We start from the raw sequence: 16,047 nt of genomic DNA, 5'->3' as shown, positions 1-16,047 counted from the left end.
TGTTTTTTAGTATTTACCAATCTTTTCTAAAAGGGTTCATGTCAGGACCATTATCTGCTATCGCATACAGTTTACCTAGTGTATAGCGTATGGCTCCGGGCTTTTGAGTGTCGCTATCAAAATTCCATGTATAGCCGTCATCCATAAAAAACGGAACACTATATCCGCTTATCATGTTTTTAGTCGCGAGTTCATAACCAGCATACTCTTGACCAATCAGGTCATTTCCATAAACTAGAATATTACTCTTTTTATTTCCCGTAGTTTTCCATTTGGCTATAATCTCTGAAGAAGGATCTCTAATTTCTCTATCATTGTCATTATAGCAAGGAACATTTACACTTCCGTAACATGATTCGTCCAATCCGGCAATGGGCTTACGTACATATTTGCTATAAGTCTGGGTGCTACCTTCGGCATTTGGATTGATGACTTGCAGGATTTCCGTTGGTGAAACGTATCCGTGCCATGCGTAGTCAATGTAACTGCCTACTTTGATGCCTCCGCATTTGTCAGCGTCGTAGAAATATTCCGTTGCGTTTCCTTTATCTACCAGCGTTAATAGCTTGTCGGGTAGGGCTTCTCTCAATTTCTTGATTAGCATGGGGTATGAAGTGGTATTCATTTCCGGCATTCCGGCTTTGTCATATTTGCTGTCTTCGTCCCATAGGTTTATGCCATCAAGATTGTAACGCTCTACCACCGCTTTTACTTGGCGGACGAAGTCGGTTATTTGCGTAGCGTTCATGTTGCAGAAGCCAATGCCTTGATCGCCATTTTCAATGCAAATGCATATTTTACGATCGTGTACTTGAATCGGACGGAGATATTTATTGCTATGTTCTAATACATAGCTTAAGTCGGTTCCTAGAGCAAACATGACACGCTGGCTGGAAGCGTCATAGTTTATTGTTGCTCTTTTCAGATTTATAATATTCCCCATGCTATACAACTTTCTGGGTTGAGGTCTGGGGGGCATAGCCGTGATGCCAAATGCGTTGGCGATGTATGGTTGGTAGGTTTCCGTATTCACATAAAATACAGAAGTCAGGTTGGGCAATAACTCCGGTATATCTTCTGGTTCTCCTTCATTAGGCTCGATGGTTGTCGCTTTCTTCTCAATGTATATTCTATAATATAGCGCTTGTTTTTCTGCTTGCGCTTTTACGTCTACAGCGGCTTTTTCTACGGTGAGTGCTAATAGGTAAAGCGTTCCGACTTCCAATCCTTCGGTAGAAATTGTTGCTTTAATAGGAGCGGATGTTTGCTTTCCGGCGGCTATGGTGAGTGTGCCGCTACTTTCAAAGCGCACGTTAGCGGTGGGGAGCGTTTTCAATTCGAGGTTGTTTCTCTCGTTGTAAGCGTCTGCTAGTGTTTCGTTGGCAGTCGCCTTTAGGGTGACGGCATTTGTAGCGGGCTTAGTCAACGTGTAGTTGATATATTCGGTGCTTTCTGCATCTTCTTCGTACAAGTCGATATCTATTAGATTCGACAAGGTTCTTTCACTGCGTAATATTCCTCCTATATTGCTCATGGGCGTTTCGTCCGGCAGCGTACCTCCGGCTTGTGTAATATCGTCCGCGGTACATCCCGTCATTGCTACCAGTAACATGAGGAGGGCGAAGTATTTGAATGAGTTATTCATAAGATTGATTTTATAGTATTTATACATTTTACTTACGTCTTACATAGACGGATTCATCGTCTGTATAGCCGTTCGGCAAGTATTGTAATTCTTCTCAGGTTGATAGTAATCTTCTCCTATGGAGTATATCGCCATTCCCCCCAAAGGTCCCAGACCAACTACACGATTAGGCATTTCGAGTACGGCGTTATACCATTTTCCGTTTTCGTCTGCTAACTTACCGTTCATCTTGGTGGCGAGTATCAGTTGCGCTTTCGATAGCGTTACATGCATTTCCAGCGTATTTGCTACAAGCAGTTTCAATGCCACGGCTCTCTCTATGTCAATGGTATTGAGCACTATGTAATCCAGTTTTTCCATGTCGGAGTCATCCACAAAGGTGGGGTCTCCTTCAAATACGAGCGCTTTACCGGTGGCGGATAATTTGGAAACAATCAGTCGTGCAGACGCCTTGCGTGCTGCCTGTTCGGCATCCGTGCCACCGTAGAGGGGTAATCCGCTGAAGGCGAAACCATCCATGCTCAGTTCTGTGGCGGTGACTATTGCTTTGTCCAACCATGCACCCAAAGCAGCGTCGTCAGGGAGTTCCGCCATCTTCTTGGCGTAATCTACGTGATAGAGTACGCGGATGCTTTTTTCTTGTAGTCCGGGGATGTCCCCACAGTCGGCGGCGGTGATATTCTCGGAATTTGCCAATGTGACAAAGTCCAACGAATCGGGCAGAGAGCGAAGGTAGTTGCCTTCATTCTTTGAAGGTTCAACGCCGTTGTTGAAACTGGCGTAGGTAATGTAGTGCGGACGTTCGAGCTTGTAGACGCGCAGCGATTCTATGTAGCGTGCCCAAAGTTCGGGATTCTGTTCGCTTGGGTCTTTAATCGCGTAATCCACCTCTTCCGGATCTGTCCAGTCTTCACAAGACGCCAACAGGGATCCTCCGGCTATTGCGGCTGTCAGGAGACAGGCTATCAAATTGGATTTTAAATATCGGTGTTTCATATCTTTTTGTTTTTCAAGGTTTTACTTTTATTGATTATTCGGCTTGCAATCCCACCAGAGACGAATGTTTATTTTGTCTCCTCCCAGCATCTGCACGGCTTCTTCCACGTGTCCTCCGTTGAGGCTGTATTCGCTGGCAGGATATTGTAGACGGCGTATTCCGATGTCAGTCAGTTCGGTAAATTCGCTCTTGTTCTGAACAATAGGCAGCATTTTGGGATAACCCGTGCGGCGGTGTTCGCTCCATGCCTCGATGCCCAGCGGGAAGATGGCAATCCACTTCTGTGTGATGATGCGCTCTAAGTTCTCTTCGAAATGATCGGCCTGTGTGTCTGTATTCCATGCAATGGTAATGGTGGACGGTGCACTGGTGTTGAATAGGCCTAGCGGGTCGACATAGGCTGTGGGGACAGATTTGGCGTCGGAAGCGTAGGCCTCGGCTCCCGACACTCCGTGTTGCGTGAATGAGAGGGCGATGCCTTGCTCATATAAATCTTTGGGTTTTCCGCCCATTACCCATCCTCTCAGTGCGCCTTCGGAACGGAGAAATGCCACTTCAGTAGCCGTCATCCAGATGTAAGGATCAGTGTTGCTCATGTGGCGGTTGGAGTAGGCAATGATGATTTCGTCCTTAGTCACGCCTGTGGGCTGGGTACCAATTCGCATACCGTAGTAATCTTCTATGGGCTTGTTGTCTTTGTCTTTGCCTTTTCCCAAGGTGAAGTATTTCTCGCGGCGAGGATCCTGATAACCATTCATGTAGCATAGGATGTCGGCACCCACCCGGTAGTCATTCCAACCGTTGAAACAGAGGGCGGAGCGGTTATCGGCCACGTGGAATAGGGCGTTGTCGGCATTGTCCGTGATTACGCCGGCCGCTACTGCCGCTTCGGCAATCCGACGGGCTTCGTCTTTCATCTCCGGCACGTAGGAAAGACGTATAGCCATGCGTAGTTGCAGCGAATGAAGGTATTTGCGCCATTTTTCCACGCTTCCGTAATATACGTCGTCAAGTTTTTTTAGACCGGCGGGGTCAAGTGCGCTATTCTCCACAAATGTCTTATCGGCCTCTTCCAATTCCTTGAACATCTGTGTGTAGACATCCCTTTGCGAGTCGTAAGGAGCGCTCAATGCTGCTGCTTCTCCCTCTACCACTATCTTGCTGTAAGGGATGGGACCGAACATGTCGGTAGTACGTTGCATGATAGCCACACGGAGTACTTTGGCGATGGCTTGCGGGACGGCAACATCACTCAGTTTCATGAGCGTGCGGTAGCTGGGATATGTATTTGTGAAGACGGTAGAAAAGGCACCTTGCAGCCAATCCGACTTGGGATTGTATGTTGAAAATTTTTCGGTCCAGTCGGGTTTTGTTTCGCTGAAATATCCACCATAGGAACCACCACACATAGCTTCCATAAATTGATACAAATGTTCCTCAGTGGGAATGACTTGTCCTTGAAGAGTCTTGAGTTTGGAACCTACATTGTAATTGTCCCGTCCCATCTCTTCCTGATTGGTCTCAAAAGGGTTTCGATTGATATCATAGTCCATGCAACTACCTGAGATAAGCAGCGTGGCGAATGATATCACTATCAGATTGAACTGTTTTATGTATTTCATGCTATTCATCGTTTTAGAAATTAAGCTTAATGTTGAACCCAATATTACGGCTGCTGGGCATCATGAAGTAGTCGATACCCTGATAGAAGTTGCCGGTGGTGGCCACGCTTTCGGGATCGAATGGCGCTTTATTGTAGATCATCCATAGATTGCGGCCTACAAGTGCCACATTGATGTCGCATACATTACCCAGCCAGCGGCGGGGGATGGTGTAACCGATACGTGCTTCCTGAAGGCGGACATTCGTCGCGCTATACGTATAGTATTGGGGCAGTCCGCTAGAACCGGCGATGATCTCAAACCACTTCTGTGCGTCGACCATGGTGCGTCCGTTGACGAGAACTCCTCCTGCATCGCGGGCAGCGGCAGTTCTTTCGGAAACTCCATGTTCGTCCATAGCTGCCTGTGTAGCTGAATATACAATACCTCCAAGTCGGGCAGAAATCAGGAATCCTACGTTGATGCCTTTGTAGGAAAAGGAGTTATTCCATGCCAGGTTGGCTTTCGGGAATATGCTTCCTAGCTTGATGTCGTTCAGATTGCCCACTTTAGCGATATTGCCGGTGGCGTCTATCTGCACTCTTCCCTTGCCATCTCGTACCACATCGGAGCGCGTGTAAAGGTCGCCCAGTGAACCACCTTCTTTCAAGATGAACTCTGCTTGTGCCAATCCACGTCCGTCAGACGGTTTCAATGGAAGTCGGTCTTTGTTGATGATTTCTCCGGTTTCGGGATGCACATAGTTTTTTATCAGTTCGGTGAGCGTGTTTCTGTTCGATGAGAAAGTAAAGCTGCTGTCCCATCTGAAATCACTCCAGGTATGCCCATAGCCTAACATACCTTCCACGCCCACGTTACGTACGGAGCCTGTCTGTACATACAACTTGTCGTAACCGGAGGAGACTGAAATTTGCGGGTCGAACGTCTGGTTATGAGTGTTGGCGTAATAGAAGGAAGCGCTTACTTTGAAGTCGCGGAACAGCGTTGCGTCTATGCCCACTTCCCAAGAGTTGGTGCGTTCAGGATAGAGCGTGCCGATAGGGTAGAGGGATTTCTCTTTCCACTGTTGCAAGGTAGCATCGTATGGGAAAGTCGGTATAGTCAGGTAGCGGGGGTAGGGAGAACCCACAGAACTGTATGAACCGCGCACTTTCAGGTAATCTACCCATTGGGGCAATTTCACCATTTCCGTAATCACTGCCGACAGACCTACCGATGGATAAAAGAAGGAAGGATCTGTGGTGCCATGTATTTGCGAAGCCCAGTCATTACGTCCCGTCAAGGTGAGGTAGAGCATACTTTTCCAACCTACTTCCACGTTGGCGAAAATGGATTGCGTCATTTCTTCCCAAGCTACCTGAGTGGCGCGCTTCTTCACATTGTCGAGGTCGTAAACATTGAATAAATTAGGAATTCCATTGTCTTGAATAGGTCCGCCGTAACCTAATGTATAACTGGTGTTGCGGCTTAAACTGGTACCGAGATTAACTACAAGTGTGAAATCACCGATGCGTTTGTTGACATTTGCCAGAAAGTCTGCGTATGTTTGCGTCGTTTCGGCTTTTTCAATAGTGTAATGTCCTTGTGTGCTACCCTCAGTCAGTGTGGAGATAGTACCGGCATAGAGCTTTTGTTCGTAAGTGTTGTTTGAATTATCTATGCGGATGCGCCCGGATAAACTTAGCCAGTCGAGTACGTCGTATGTCAGTCCGGCAGATAAGCTGATGGAGTTGGAGTACACTGCCCCTGTCTCGAAAAAATCATTGGGTTCGTACCCTGTACGGCTCGCACCGTTCAGTTTCGGTCCCCAACTGAGAATTGTAGAACCGTTTGCTTTGCCATAGCTTCCTGTTCCGTAGCGATTTTGGAATTTGGGCATTACGAATGGATTCATCCAGTCGATACCTGTAGATACGCTTGCTTGCAGTTTTCCTACTTTTCCCTTTTTGGTAGTGACAACAATAGCTCCATTAGCCGCGTTGCTACCATAGAGGGCAGCCGCTGCCGCACCCGTCAGTACGGAAATGCTTTCGATGTCTTCAGGATTGATGTCGGCAATACTTTCCGTAGCGCCTTTAGAACCGAATTCAGTAGAACCTCCACCGCCAAAATTGAACATCGGTATGCCGTCGATAACATACAGCGCATTACTGCTCTGCTCAATGGACTTCGTACCACGCATCACTACTTTACTGGCACCACCCACACCAGATGAACTTGAATTAATCGTGACCCCCGCTACTTTACCATTCAGACTATTAACGAAGTTAGCGTCCTTAATTTGAGTCAGTTCGTCCGATTTTACTTGCTGTACATTATAACTTAATGCCTTTTGTTCACGTTTGATGCCGAGGGCGGTTACTACTACTTCATTCAATTGCTTGGTGTCATTTTGCAATTTTACTTCATAGGTGTTCCTTTCTGTCATTCTTATAGTTTGGGGTGTGTATCCCACATAAGTAAAACTTAACGTACTGCCTTGAGGAGCTACAATAGTGAAATTACCGTCTATATCGGTAATAGCTCCTTCAGAACTTCCTTCTACCTTGATGTTAACTCCGATCAAAGGTTCATTGCTTTCGTCAATTGCCTTTCCTGTCACTTTCTTGGCAGGAGTTTCTTTAGGCTTGTTGTTCGGAATAATCATAATGTATTTTCCTTTGAACTGATAGGTGAAACCGCTGCCTTTGAGTATTTGTGCAAGGGCGTTTTCTATTGTTGCAGCTCTTAGGTCAAGATTTAAAACAGGCTTGTTTTTTAATTGGGAATCGTTGAAGCCGACAGAGAAATCGGATTGTTTTTCTACTTCTTTAAGTGCCTCAATAACAGATATGTTTTTCTTTTGAATCGTAATTTTGGCACTGTTTTGTGCAAAGGTAGGTGTTTGCATTAATAACAAACAGAAAAAAAGTAAAAAACTTCTTCCCTTTGCTGTCTGGTTTACTATAAATTCATAAATTTATAGCATTTTCTTAGTATTAGGTTATTAACTAATTTATTTCACGGTAATTTAAGAGTAAAACTCTAATATTGAGAATTTTGATTTCATATCCGGGATAGAGTTCGGGCTCTGTTCCGGATACTTTTTTGCATGTTTGTAAAAGGTTAAAAAGGATTCGTACTGTTGTTGGCTATTTTTTACTGTATTTTTGATACCTGCTTTATTGTTATTTGGGAATCAGGTAACAGTGACCTTCTTTTATTTTATAATCCATTTGACCTACTACATTAACTATCACATCCATCACTTCTGATAATGTTGCTTTATCTTTAAAGCGGAAACTGTATTTATCTTCTTTCAGATTCTTCAGGCGATACTCAAAAGTATATGGATATTTACGTTCTAATATAGTTATAATCTCTTTTACACTCATCTCCCTGAATACCAATTCTCCACGTTGCCAGGCTGTGACGTCATTCATATCGGGAGTGCTCAGATGGTATTGTCGGGTGTGTTTATGATAGGCCAATTGCTCGTTTGGTTTCAGAATCATTTGAGAATTCAAATCATTATATTCAACGAGCACACTTCCTGAAATCAAGGTTGCCGCTATGATCGGATTCTCGGGGTATGCAGCTACGTTAAATTCCGTTCCGAGTGCTGTTACCTGAAAATCGTTCGACTTGACGATAAACGGATGCTTCTTGTCCGGTTTCACTTTGAAATTGGCTTCACCGATCAGAAATACGCTGCGGTTTTTGCCTGTGAATTCCTGCGGATATAAAAGGGTGCTTTGTGAGTTCAGTTGTACTTTGGTTCCGTCGGACAAGGTGAGAGTCTGTACTTCCGCTGTCGGGATGTATTGCTGCAATAAATTAGGCTCCGCCTCTTTTCCTATGGTAGAAAGATAGACGGAAGAAGCAGCTACTATAAAGAGTACGGCAGCGGCTGCCTGCCAGATATGGATCGGACGGATTCTCCGTTCTTCCCGTACGGAAGGAATACCCGCATTCTTTCTTAATTGTTCATATGATTGATATATATTGGGAGCTTTCCCTTGCTTGTATCCTTCTTCCCACAGATATTGCAATGCTTCGTCTTTCTCGGAAACATGTTCTTCATCTACCAACCATTGGTAGAACTCCTGTCGGGTAACTTCCGGATAGTCATTCCCGGTAAATAAAGCTAGTATTTTTTGAAAATAGTTCTTCATTTTGAGATAATAATTAGAGCTGTTACATTAATATCTCAATTAACTAAGGCGGACTACTTAAGGAAAAGTGCAAAAAAAAGCAAAAAAGATATTTTTTTCATTTCAAGCAGGGTTAAATAGATATGGTGTTCTACTGTCCGGACTGAAATGTTTAGTTTCTCGGCAATTTCATTATTGCTCATATTTTCGAATCTACTCATCTCAAAAATCTTTCTGCGTTGTTCGGGAAGACGACTGAGGGTTAGTTTGATGATTAGTTGAATTTCTTTGTAGTATATGTCATTAAGAGGATCTTCTGTTTGGGAAAGTTCTTCTACTAGGCTTTTCTCTATTACTTTTTCCTGATAAGCTAATTCTATTTTTTTATGTTTGATAAAATTGAGAGTAGTGCTTTTGGCAAGAGTATAGACATAAGGTTTCAAATTGGGAACTTTTGTCCATATCTCGGGTTGAGTCCATAATTTTGTGAAAACATCTTGGGCAATATCTTCTGCATCTTCTTCGGATTTAAGCAACATAAAGGCGAAATATTTTACTACTGAATAATACTCAGCGAATATTATTCCGAATTGTTTTGCTAGTAATATGTTGTCTTGTTTTGTGGGCATTGAATTTATAAATTATTGGGAATCCAAAGCAAATGTAGGCAAATAAATTTAAGATACGAAGAAAAAGCAAATTGTTTATGAAAAAAGGTAAATAAAAATAGTGACGCTATCCCTGCCGGATGGCGTCACTATATGAGTGGGATGGTGACGGTATCACGTTGGGATGGCGTCACTATTTTTAGATATGTATTCTACCAGTTTCTTTTCACTGTACGGTAACCATAACCGGTGATTACAAGGAAGCAGATGAAGGGTAGAATGAATGAAACATTGACAGCCGGTAACCAGGCTATCTTTTCCATATCGATGATACTTGCCTGTAATGGGGGAAGAACTGATCCTCCGAGAATGGCCATAATCAATCCCGCAGCTCCAAACTTAGCATCATCTCCCATACCTTTCAGTGCAATACCATAAATGGTGGGAAACATCAATGACATACAGGCTGATACAGCTACTAAGCAATACATTCCATAAATGTTTTGCAAGAAAATGGTACCTAATGTGAAAATACCTCCGAAGATAGCGAGAATCATTAGTAATTTACCTGCGTTGAGATAGCGCAGAATGAATGTACAAATGAAACGGCTGATACAAAATATCACCATTGCTACGATATTATATTGCTGTGATAATACTTCCGCACTTTTCTCGTCCATGCCTTGTGACATGAACAGGCGTGTTCCATATTGAATGATGAAAGTCCAGCACATAATTTGCGCACCTACGTAGAAGAATTGTGCAATTACCCCTTCACGATAACGCATTTGGGTAAAGATACGTTTCAGTGTGGGGAAGAAGTCTATTCTATGATTCTGATCTCCATTTTTCGGCATTTTTACGAATCGTATCAGGAGTAACATAGCTACAATGATAAGTCCGATAATGAGATAAGGAGCAATCAGGACGCTAAGATCGCTTTCTTTGATCGCTTGAAATTCGTTGTCGCTAAGCAATGCGCGGTCTTCAGTACACATCGGATGTAACTTCGCTTGGATAAATTGCATGGCTACATACATTCCGAGAAGTGATCCCATCGGATTGAAAGACTGTGCAAGGTTTAAACGCCGGGTAGCTGTTTCTTCTGTTCCCATAGAAAGAATATACGGGTTACAACTTGTCTCGAGGAAGGACAATCCGCAGGTCAGGATGAAATAGGCAATCAAAAACGGATAATATTCTCCCATCATTTTAGCGGGAAAGAATAAAAATGCTCCGAAAGCATACATTCCCAGTCCTAACAAAACACCAGCTTTGTAGGAGTATTTACGGATGAATATGGCAGCCGGGAAAGCCATTGCAAAGTACCCTCCGTAGAAGGCAACCTGTACCAATGCCCCGTCGGTGGCACTCATTCGGAAAATCTTGGAGAATGCCTTTACCATCGGGTTGGTAATATCATTGGCAAATCCCCATAATGCAAAACATGAGGTAATGAGAACAAAAGGTATAAGATAACTGATGCCATCTTTCGAGAGGATGGACTGTTTGGGGTGTTTCATGGTTGTTTCTGGTATTTTTTTAAGTGTTATACAAATGGAACATTCTCTCCATCGGTTTCCATTTCTCCGCGGAACTCATTCCGGGAACGGCTTGCTGGAAGATGGCCATATATTCTTCCCACTCCTGTTGGCGGGGAAGCGTATTCAGGTGCTCCATTGCTGTGTCCCAGTCAAAATCAAGGGGAGTTTCGACAATCATAAACAGTCGTGTTCCCAAGATATAAATTTCCATTTCCAGAATACCGACTTTCCGGATACCGGCAAGGATTTCTGGCCATGCTTCCGCCTGACTATGTCTTTTTCGATATTCTGCGATCAGTTCCGGAGAATCGCGTAAATCGAGGGTTTGGCAATATCGTTTGACGGGAACGTCGTAAGATTGAACCTGATAACCGGTTTGGGGTGTTTCCATATGCTTTTATTTTTTAGGGTAATATACTTGTGGTGTAACGCTGTGAGTTACAATCTCTCTCAATTCACGAAGGTTGGCTATTTCTCCTTTAGCCATAGCCTGTGTCAGAATGTTCCCCATTGCAGTGGCTTCTACCGGACCTGCATAAACGGGAATACCGAGTTCGTTAGCTGTCAGTTGGTTGAGTAATTGGTTTTGTGATCCTCCGCCAATGATGTTTAGCTGACGGATCGGAGAGGGGAGACAACGGTTGAGCTGTTCCACCGCCTGTCGATATTTGAAAGCTAATGATTGGAGTACACATCTCACGGTTTCTGCTTTGTTTTTAGGCACTTGTAAATCATGATGCCGACAATAATGAATAAGAGCGTTTTCCATATTTTCCGGATTCATGAATGTTGCGTCATCTACAGGGATAATGGTTACAATCTTTGCTTCGGCAGCTTGCGGGAGGATTATATCATAATTTTGTTCTTCGCCACATGCTTTCCATTCACTCATCAAGCGTTGTAAAATCCATAATCCTGTTATATTCTGTAGGAAACGGATTTTGCCGCCTACACCTCCTTCATTGGTGAATTGAGCTTTTCTTGCTTCTTCCGTCAATATGGGGGCATCCACTTCCACTCCCAGTAGCGACCAAGTGCCGGAACTAAGGAAAGCGATAGGACTTTCTACGGCAGGAACAGCAGCGACAGCACTGGCTGTGTCGTGTGAACCGACGGCAATAACGTCTATGATACCCAGTCCCGTTTCACGGGCAATATCCTCTTTCAGAGTTCCTCTGATTGTTCCGGGGAGAATAACCTTCCCGAACAGATGTTCGGGAAGACCTAAGGCACGTATGGTATCCAATGACCAATTCCGCGATTTGCCATCGAGTAATTCGGAGGTGGAGGCGATGCAATATTCATTATTGGCTACTCCTGTCAGGAAATAACTGAAAAGGTCGGGCATGAATAAAAGTTGCCGGGCAACTTCCAACTGCGCATCTTGATGCTGTTTCATGCTGTAAAGTTGAAACAGCGTATTGATGGGCATCGCCTGAATACCGGTGTCAGCATAGTGTTGGCGTTCATCCAATAACTTGAATACTTCTGCCGGTATTCCCTCTGTTCTTGCGTCCCGATAACAGACTGGATTTCCTAACAGGTTTCCATGCTTGTCAATCAGTCCGAAATCCACTCCCCAGGTGTCAATACCAATACCCTTTACGGCATATCCTTTTTGTGCAGCCAGTTTCAGTCCGGTTTTCATATCTTCAAACAGAGCTAGGAAATCCCAGTAGATATGATTTCCTAGTTTGACCTGCCGGTTGGAAAAGCGGTATACCTCTTCCAACTCCAGTTTGCCATGGCAAAGGAAGCCGGCGATGATCCGTCCACTTCCGCCTCCGAAGTCTGCTGCTAAATAAGTGTGTTTAATGGAATCTTTCATGGTATTGCCCGGATACTAGTTGTTTTTCTTTCCTAATACGTAGATTTCCAGGTCTTCAATTTCTGTCGGTGTGAGTACTGAATAATCACCACCGGATTGAACGATGATGCGGCAAGCCATTTCAAAAAAGGTAGCCCGTTCATATACTTGATCGAAGTCTTTTCCGCATACCACTTGCCCGTGGTTGGTCAGTAAAACCGAGTTATGCTTTAGCATGGCTTCTACCACGGCTTTTGCCAGTTCCGGTGAGCCGGGACGATAATACGGAATCACAGGTATTTCCGAACCTACATGGCAGGGAATTTCTGCTGTTACGTTGAAGTTTGTCGGTTTGTTCTTCATGCAGGAGACAGCTGTGGCATATTCCGATTGGAAGTGGAGAACGACATTGACGTCCGGACGTTCGCGGAGAATCCCTAAATGGAATGTACTTTCCATAGAAGGCTTTACACCGTTGGTAGGAGTACCGCTGGCAATATGGCAAATAGAGACTTTTTCTTTGCCAAGTGTGGGAACCCAGGAACCCGTACCGGAAATCAATGCTTCTTCGCCGATTCTCCAGGAAAGGTTACCGCTGCTGCAAAGCATTAACTTTGCATCCCCATAACGGTGTGCTTGTTCGATGAACTGTTCTATATGTTCGTTGGTAATCATAATTACAAAGATAAATTATTAATTGATAAGTCGTATTTAAAAAATCATTTTAGGCACGGATTACACGGTTTTTAGAAGTATGATTGCATAAAGTAACAGTGTAATCCGCATAATCCGTGCCTGAATTAAAATTATTTGTAGATAGGGCCATAAGTTGCACAAGCTCTGTAATCTGACCCTTCTTTGTCCATGCCGAAGGCGTTCCAGGCTGCCGGACGGAATATCTCGTTGTCTTCTACGTTGTGCATGCATACCGGGATGCGGAGCATGGAAGCAAGAGTGATTAAGTCCTGACCGATATGTCCATAGCTGATGGCTCCATGGTTGGCTCCCCAGTTATTCATTACAGAATATACATCTTTGAAGGCCGGTTTTTCACACAGGCGGGGTACAAACCAGGTGGTAGGCCATGTAGGATCTGTACGCATATTGAGTTTCTGATGGATTTCCGGATCAATTTCCACTGTCCATCCTTCTGCGATTTGCAGGACAGGGCCTAGGCCTTTAATCAGGTTGAGGCGCATCATGGTTACGGGCATTCCGCCTTTTGACAGGAAGTTTGAAGAGAAGCCGCCACCACGGAAGTAGTCACGGTCTGCCGGATACCAGGTAGTTGCTTTCAGGCAGTTTTCTACGTCTGTGTCAGTCAGGTTCCATGGCTCTTTCATAACCGGATTGCCTGCTGCGTCTAATGATTGGCCGGAACCGTCGAGAGTCGTTGCGCCGGAATTGATAAGATGGATGATACCATTTGCTGCCAATCCGCTCAATTCTTTGCCGGTTACACGTTTCACGGCTTCAGGGCTCCAGTAAGTACGTACATCGGAGAATATTTGGGCGCGGTTAGTCAATAAATGTCCAAACAGCATAGCTACGCCGTTGCAGGCATCGTTCTCGGTAGCTACAACAAATGCTTCACGGATACCGTTCCAGTCAAAAGAAGTATTGAGTAAAGCTTCCGGATAGTCACCATTAGGATAAAAGTCTGTCCATTGGCGTTGTCCCTGGAAACCGGCTGCAATGGCATTGTGTCCCAAGGCTTCTTCCTTGAATCCCATTTCTTTCAATTTGGGATTTCCGGTCATCAAGTCGCGCATGATAATCGTCATCTTTACAATGAATTCCCAATCAGCGTCTTTCTGTTCACGGGTTTTACGCTTTTCAGGACGGTTCTTGAAGTCTTCACCTTCGTTTATCTTGCAATTTTTTTCAGTCCAGGCCATGGCTTTGGCGTATTCTTCGTGGTCATAGATGCCTTCGTCCATTCGGCGGATGATTTCTGTGAGGTCTATTGACTCATTACGCATTCCCAAATACTCCTGGAAGAAATCAGGATTAACAATAGAACCGGCGATACCCATAGATACACTACCCATTGACAGGTAAGATTTGCCTCTCATCGTAGCTACTGCCTGTGCGGCACGTGCAAAGCGAAGAATCTTTTCTGATACATCTTCAGGGATTGTGTTGTCGTCTAAATCTTGAACGTCGCGTCCGTAGATACCGAATGCGGGAAGGCCTTTTTGTGCGTGTCCGGCAAGTACGGCAGCAAGGTATACAGCTCCCGGACGTTCTGTGCCATTGAATCCCCAAACAGCTTTCGGATAATGTGGGTTCATATCCATCGTTTCAGCGCCATAACACCAGCAGGAAGTGACGGTAATGGTAGAGCCGACCCCTTCTCTTTCAAACTTCTCTGCGCAAGCTGCACTTTCGGCTACGCGTCCGATCGTGCTATCGGCAATGACACATTCCACCGGACTGCCATCACCGTTTTTCAGGTTGCTGCTTATTAACTCGGCTACTGCTTTTGCCAAATTCATTGTTTTTTCTTCAAGGCTTTCGCGAACACCACCCTGGCGACCATCGATTGTGGGACGAATCCCGATTTTAGGATACTTTTTCATGGTTTCTTTATATTAAAGGATTAATTAATATCTGTGCTGAACTGTGCTGATATATTCGCAAAAAAAATTAAAGCGACTTTCGAAGTCTTACTTCCGTCGGCAAGAACTTCTGCACCGGTACATTATTGAGAACGAAATTGGCAGCTTCGTTTCCCATCATTTCCCAATCAATACTCAACGAGGTTATTCCTTCATCAATCACTTCATAGGAAGGAATATCATTGTACGCCAACAGGCCAAAATCTTTTCCGCATTTCAGCCCTTCCAATCTTCCTTGTTTCACTACCTTTACTACGTCTTGTTGTTTGATGGCGATATAGGCAACTCCCTTACGTACGATTAGATTCTCAATATCCTCCTGTATTTCACAGAGGAATCCTTGTTCCTGACAGAAACGGGTAAAATACACCTTACTGCTTTGGGGGTGTTTCAGGCTTTTGGGAAACAGAAAAACGAGTTGGTGATAGTTCTTCAACCTTTCCTTCAGCTGATTTAATGCCTGATAGAAAGATTCATCAAAATCCTGGCAGATATATGAATACTTTTCTTTTTCAAATTTGCCGAAATCGAGAAGTAATAATCTTGAAGGATTAATTTTATTGAGAACAGTGCTGAATTTCTCGTTATCGAAATTCATCACAATGTATTTGTTGTATTTTCCGATGGATTCCCGGAGGATTGTATTGAACAACCGTTCGTTGTATTGATGAAACAATAAGTCTACCTTATAGTTGATAGGCAGATGTCTGACGAAACTATTGTATAAAGCTTCTTTGAATGGAGTATATTGGTCGAGCAGCAATAAGACATTTGTCACCAGGCTCGTCACATAATATCCTTTGCCGGGAGTGGAGTCGATCAGTCCTCGTTCGCGTAAATCAAGGAAAGCCTTGAAAACCGTATCACGTGATACTCCGTATTGAGCGCTTAACTGATTGATGGAAGGCAAAGAATCTCCTTCAAGAAATTCTTTCCTGGAAATCGCTTGGCTAAGTGCGTCCGCTAGTTGCGTAACCTTGCTTGCCTGTTGTCCGAATGTTGCCTTTTTATCAATTCGTTTCATGCTCGGAAAATAAATAATACTATGCTGAACTATGCTGATGCAAAGA

General features: G+C 44.2%; 12 protein-coding genes. All 12 read right to left on the bottom strand.

Annotated features, from left to right (window positions below; all coding sequences use genetic code 11):
* Positions 1-13: 13 nt before the first annotated feature.
* The 12 genes from GD631_RS18010 to GD631_RS17955 all read right to left on the bottom strand — a co-directional run bounded on the left by GD631_RS18010 (position 14) and on the right by GD631_RS17955 (position 16,001).
* Complete coding sequence (locus GD631_RS18010) at positions 14-1,645, bottom strand: BT_3987 domain-containing protein (RefSeq protein ID WP_223225897.1); 1,632 nt, start codon at positions 1,643-1,645, stop codon at positions 14-16.
* 39 nt (positions 1,646-1,684) lie between these two features.
* Positions 1,685-2,641 (bottom strand): glycoside hydrolase family 18, encoded by a 957-nt coding sequence (locus GD631_RS18005; RefSeq protein ID WP_143259916.1) that lies wholly within the window; start codon positions 2,639-2,641, stop codon positions 1,685-1,687.
* Between the two features lie 27 nt (positions 2,642-2,668).
* Positions 2,669-4,273 (bottom strand): RagB/SusD family nutrient uptake outer membrane protein, encoded by a 1,605-nt coding sequence (locus tag GD631_RS18000; protein ID WP_143259915.1) that lies wholly within the window; start codon positions 4,271-4,273, stop codon positions 2,669-2,671.
* A 4-nt stretch (positions 4,274-4,277) separates the two neighbouring features.
* A complete protein-coding gene (locus tag GD631_RS17995) occupies positions 4,278-7,154 on the bottom strand; it encodes a SusC/RagA family TonB-linked outer membrane protein (RefSeq protein ID WP_143259914.1) in 2,877 nt (958 codons plus the stop codon).
* Between the two features lie 277 nt (positions 7,155-7,431).
* Positions 7,432-8,418 (bottom strand): FecR family protein, encoded by a 987-nt coding sequence (locus GD631_RS17990; RefSeq protein ID WP_143259913.1) that lies wholly within the window; start codon positions 8,416-8,418, stop codon positions 7,432-7,434.
* 53 nt (positions 8,419-8,471) lie between these two features.
* On the bottom strand, positions 8,472-9,026 hold the full coding sequence (locus GD631_RS17985) for an RNA polymerase sigma-70 factor (protein ID WP_143259912.1): 555 nt from the start codon (positions 9,024-9,026) through the stop codon (positions 8,472-8,474).
* Between the two features lie 191 nt (positions 9,027-9,217).
* Positions 9,218-10,528, bottom strand: a complete 1,311-nt coding sequence (gene fucP / locus GD631_RS17980) for an L-fucose:H+ symporter permease (protein WP_143259911.1) — start codon at positions 10,526-10,528, stop codon at positions 9,218-9,220.
* Positions 10,529-10,547: 19 nt separating this feature from the next.
* Positions 10,548-10,940, bottom strand: coding sequence for an L-rhamnose mutarotase (locus GD631_RS17975; protein WP_143259910.1), 393 nt, complete (start codon positions 10,938-10,940; stop codon positions 10,548-10,550).
* A 6-nt stretch (positions 10,941-10,946) separates the two neighbouring features.
* Positions 10,947-12,377 (bottom strand): rhamnulokinase, encoded by a 1,431-nt coding sequence (locus GD631_RS17970; RefSeq protein WP_143259909.1) that lies wholly within the window; start codon positions 12,375-12,377, stop codon positions 10,947-10,949.
* 15 nt (positions 12,378-12,392) lie between these two features.
* On the bottom strand, positions 12,393-13,031 hold the full coding sequence (locus tag GD631_RS17965; RefSeq protein WP_143259908.1) for a class II aldolase/adducin family protein: 639 nt from the start codon (positions 13,029-13,031) through the stop codon (positions 12,393-12,395).
* A gap of 131 nt (positions 13,032-13,162) precedes the next feature.
* Positions 13,163-14,938, bottom strand: coding sequence for an L-fucose isomerase (gene fucI / locus GD631_RS17960; RefSeq protein WP_143259907.1), 1,776 nt, complete (start codon positions 14,936-14,938; stop codon positions 13,163-13,165).
* A 67-nt stretch (positions 14,939-15,005) separates the two neighbouring features.
* Positions 15,006-16,001, bottom strand: a complete 996-nt coding sequence (locus GD631_RS17955) for a GntR family transcriptional regulator (RefSeq protein WP_143259906.1) — start codon at positions 15,999-16,001, stop codon at positions 15,006-15,008.
* Positions 16,002-16,047 lie beyond the last annotated feature (46 nt).

This window comes from Bacteroides luhongzhouii, from assembly GCF_009193295.2.
Taxonomy (GTDB): Bacteria; Bacteroidota; Bacteroidia; order Bacteroidales; family Bacteroidaceae; genus Bacteroides; species Bacteroides luhongzhouii.
The sequence above is the reverse complement of the archived record's forward strand: the minus strand, read 5'-3'. Positions and strand labels throughout refer to the sequence as shown.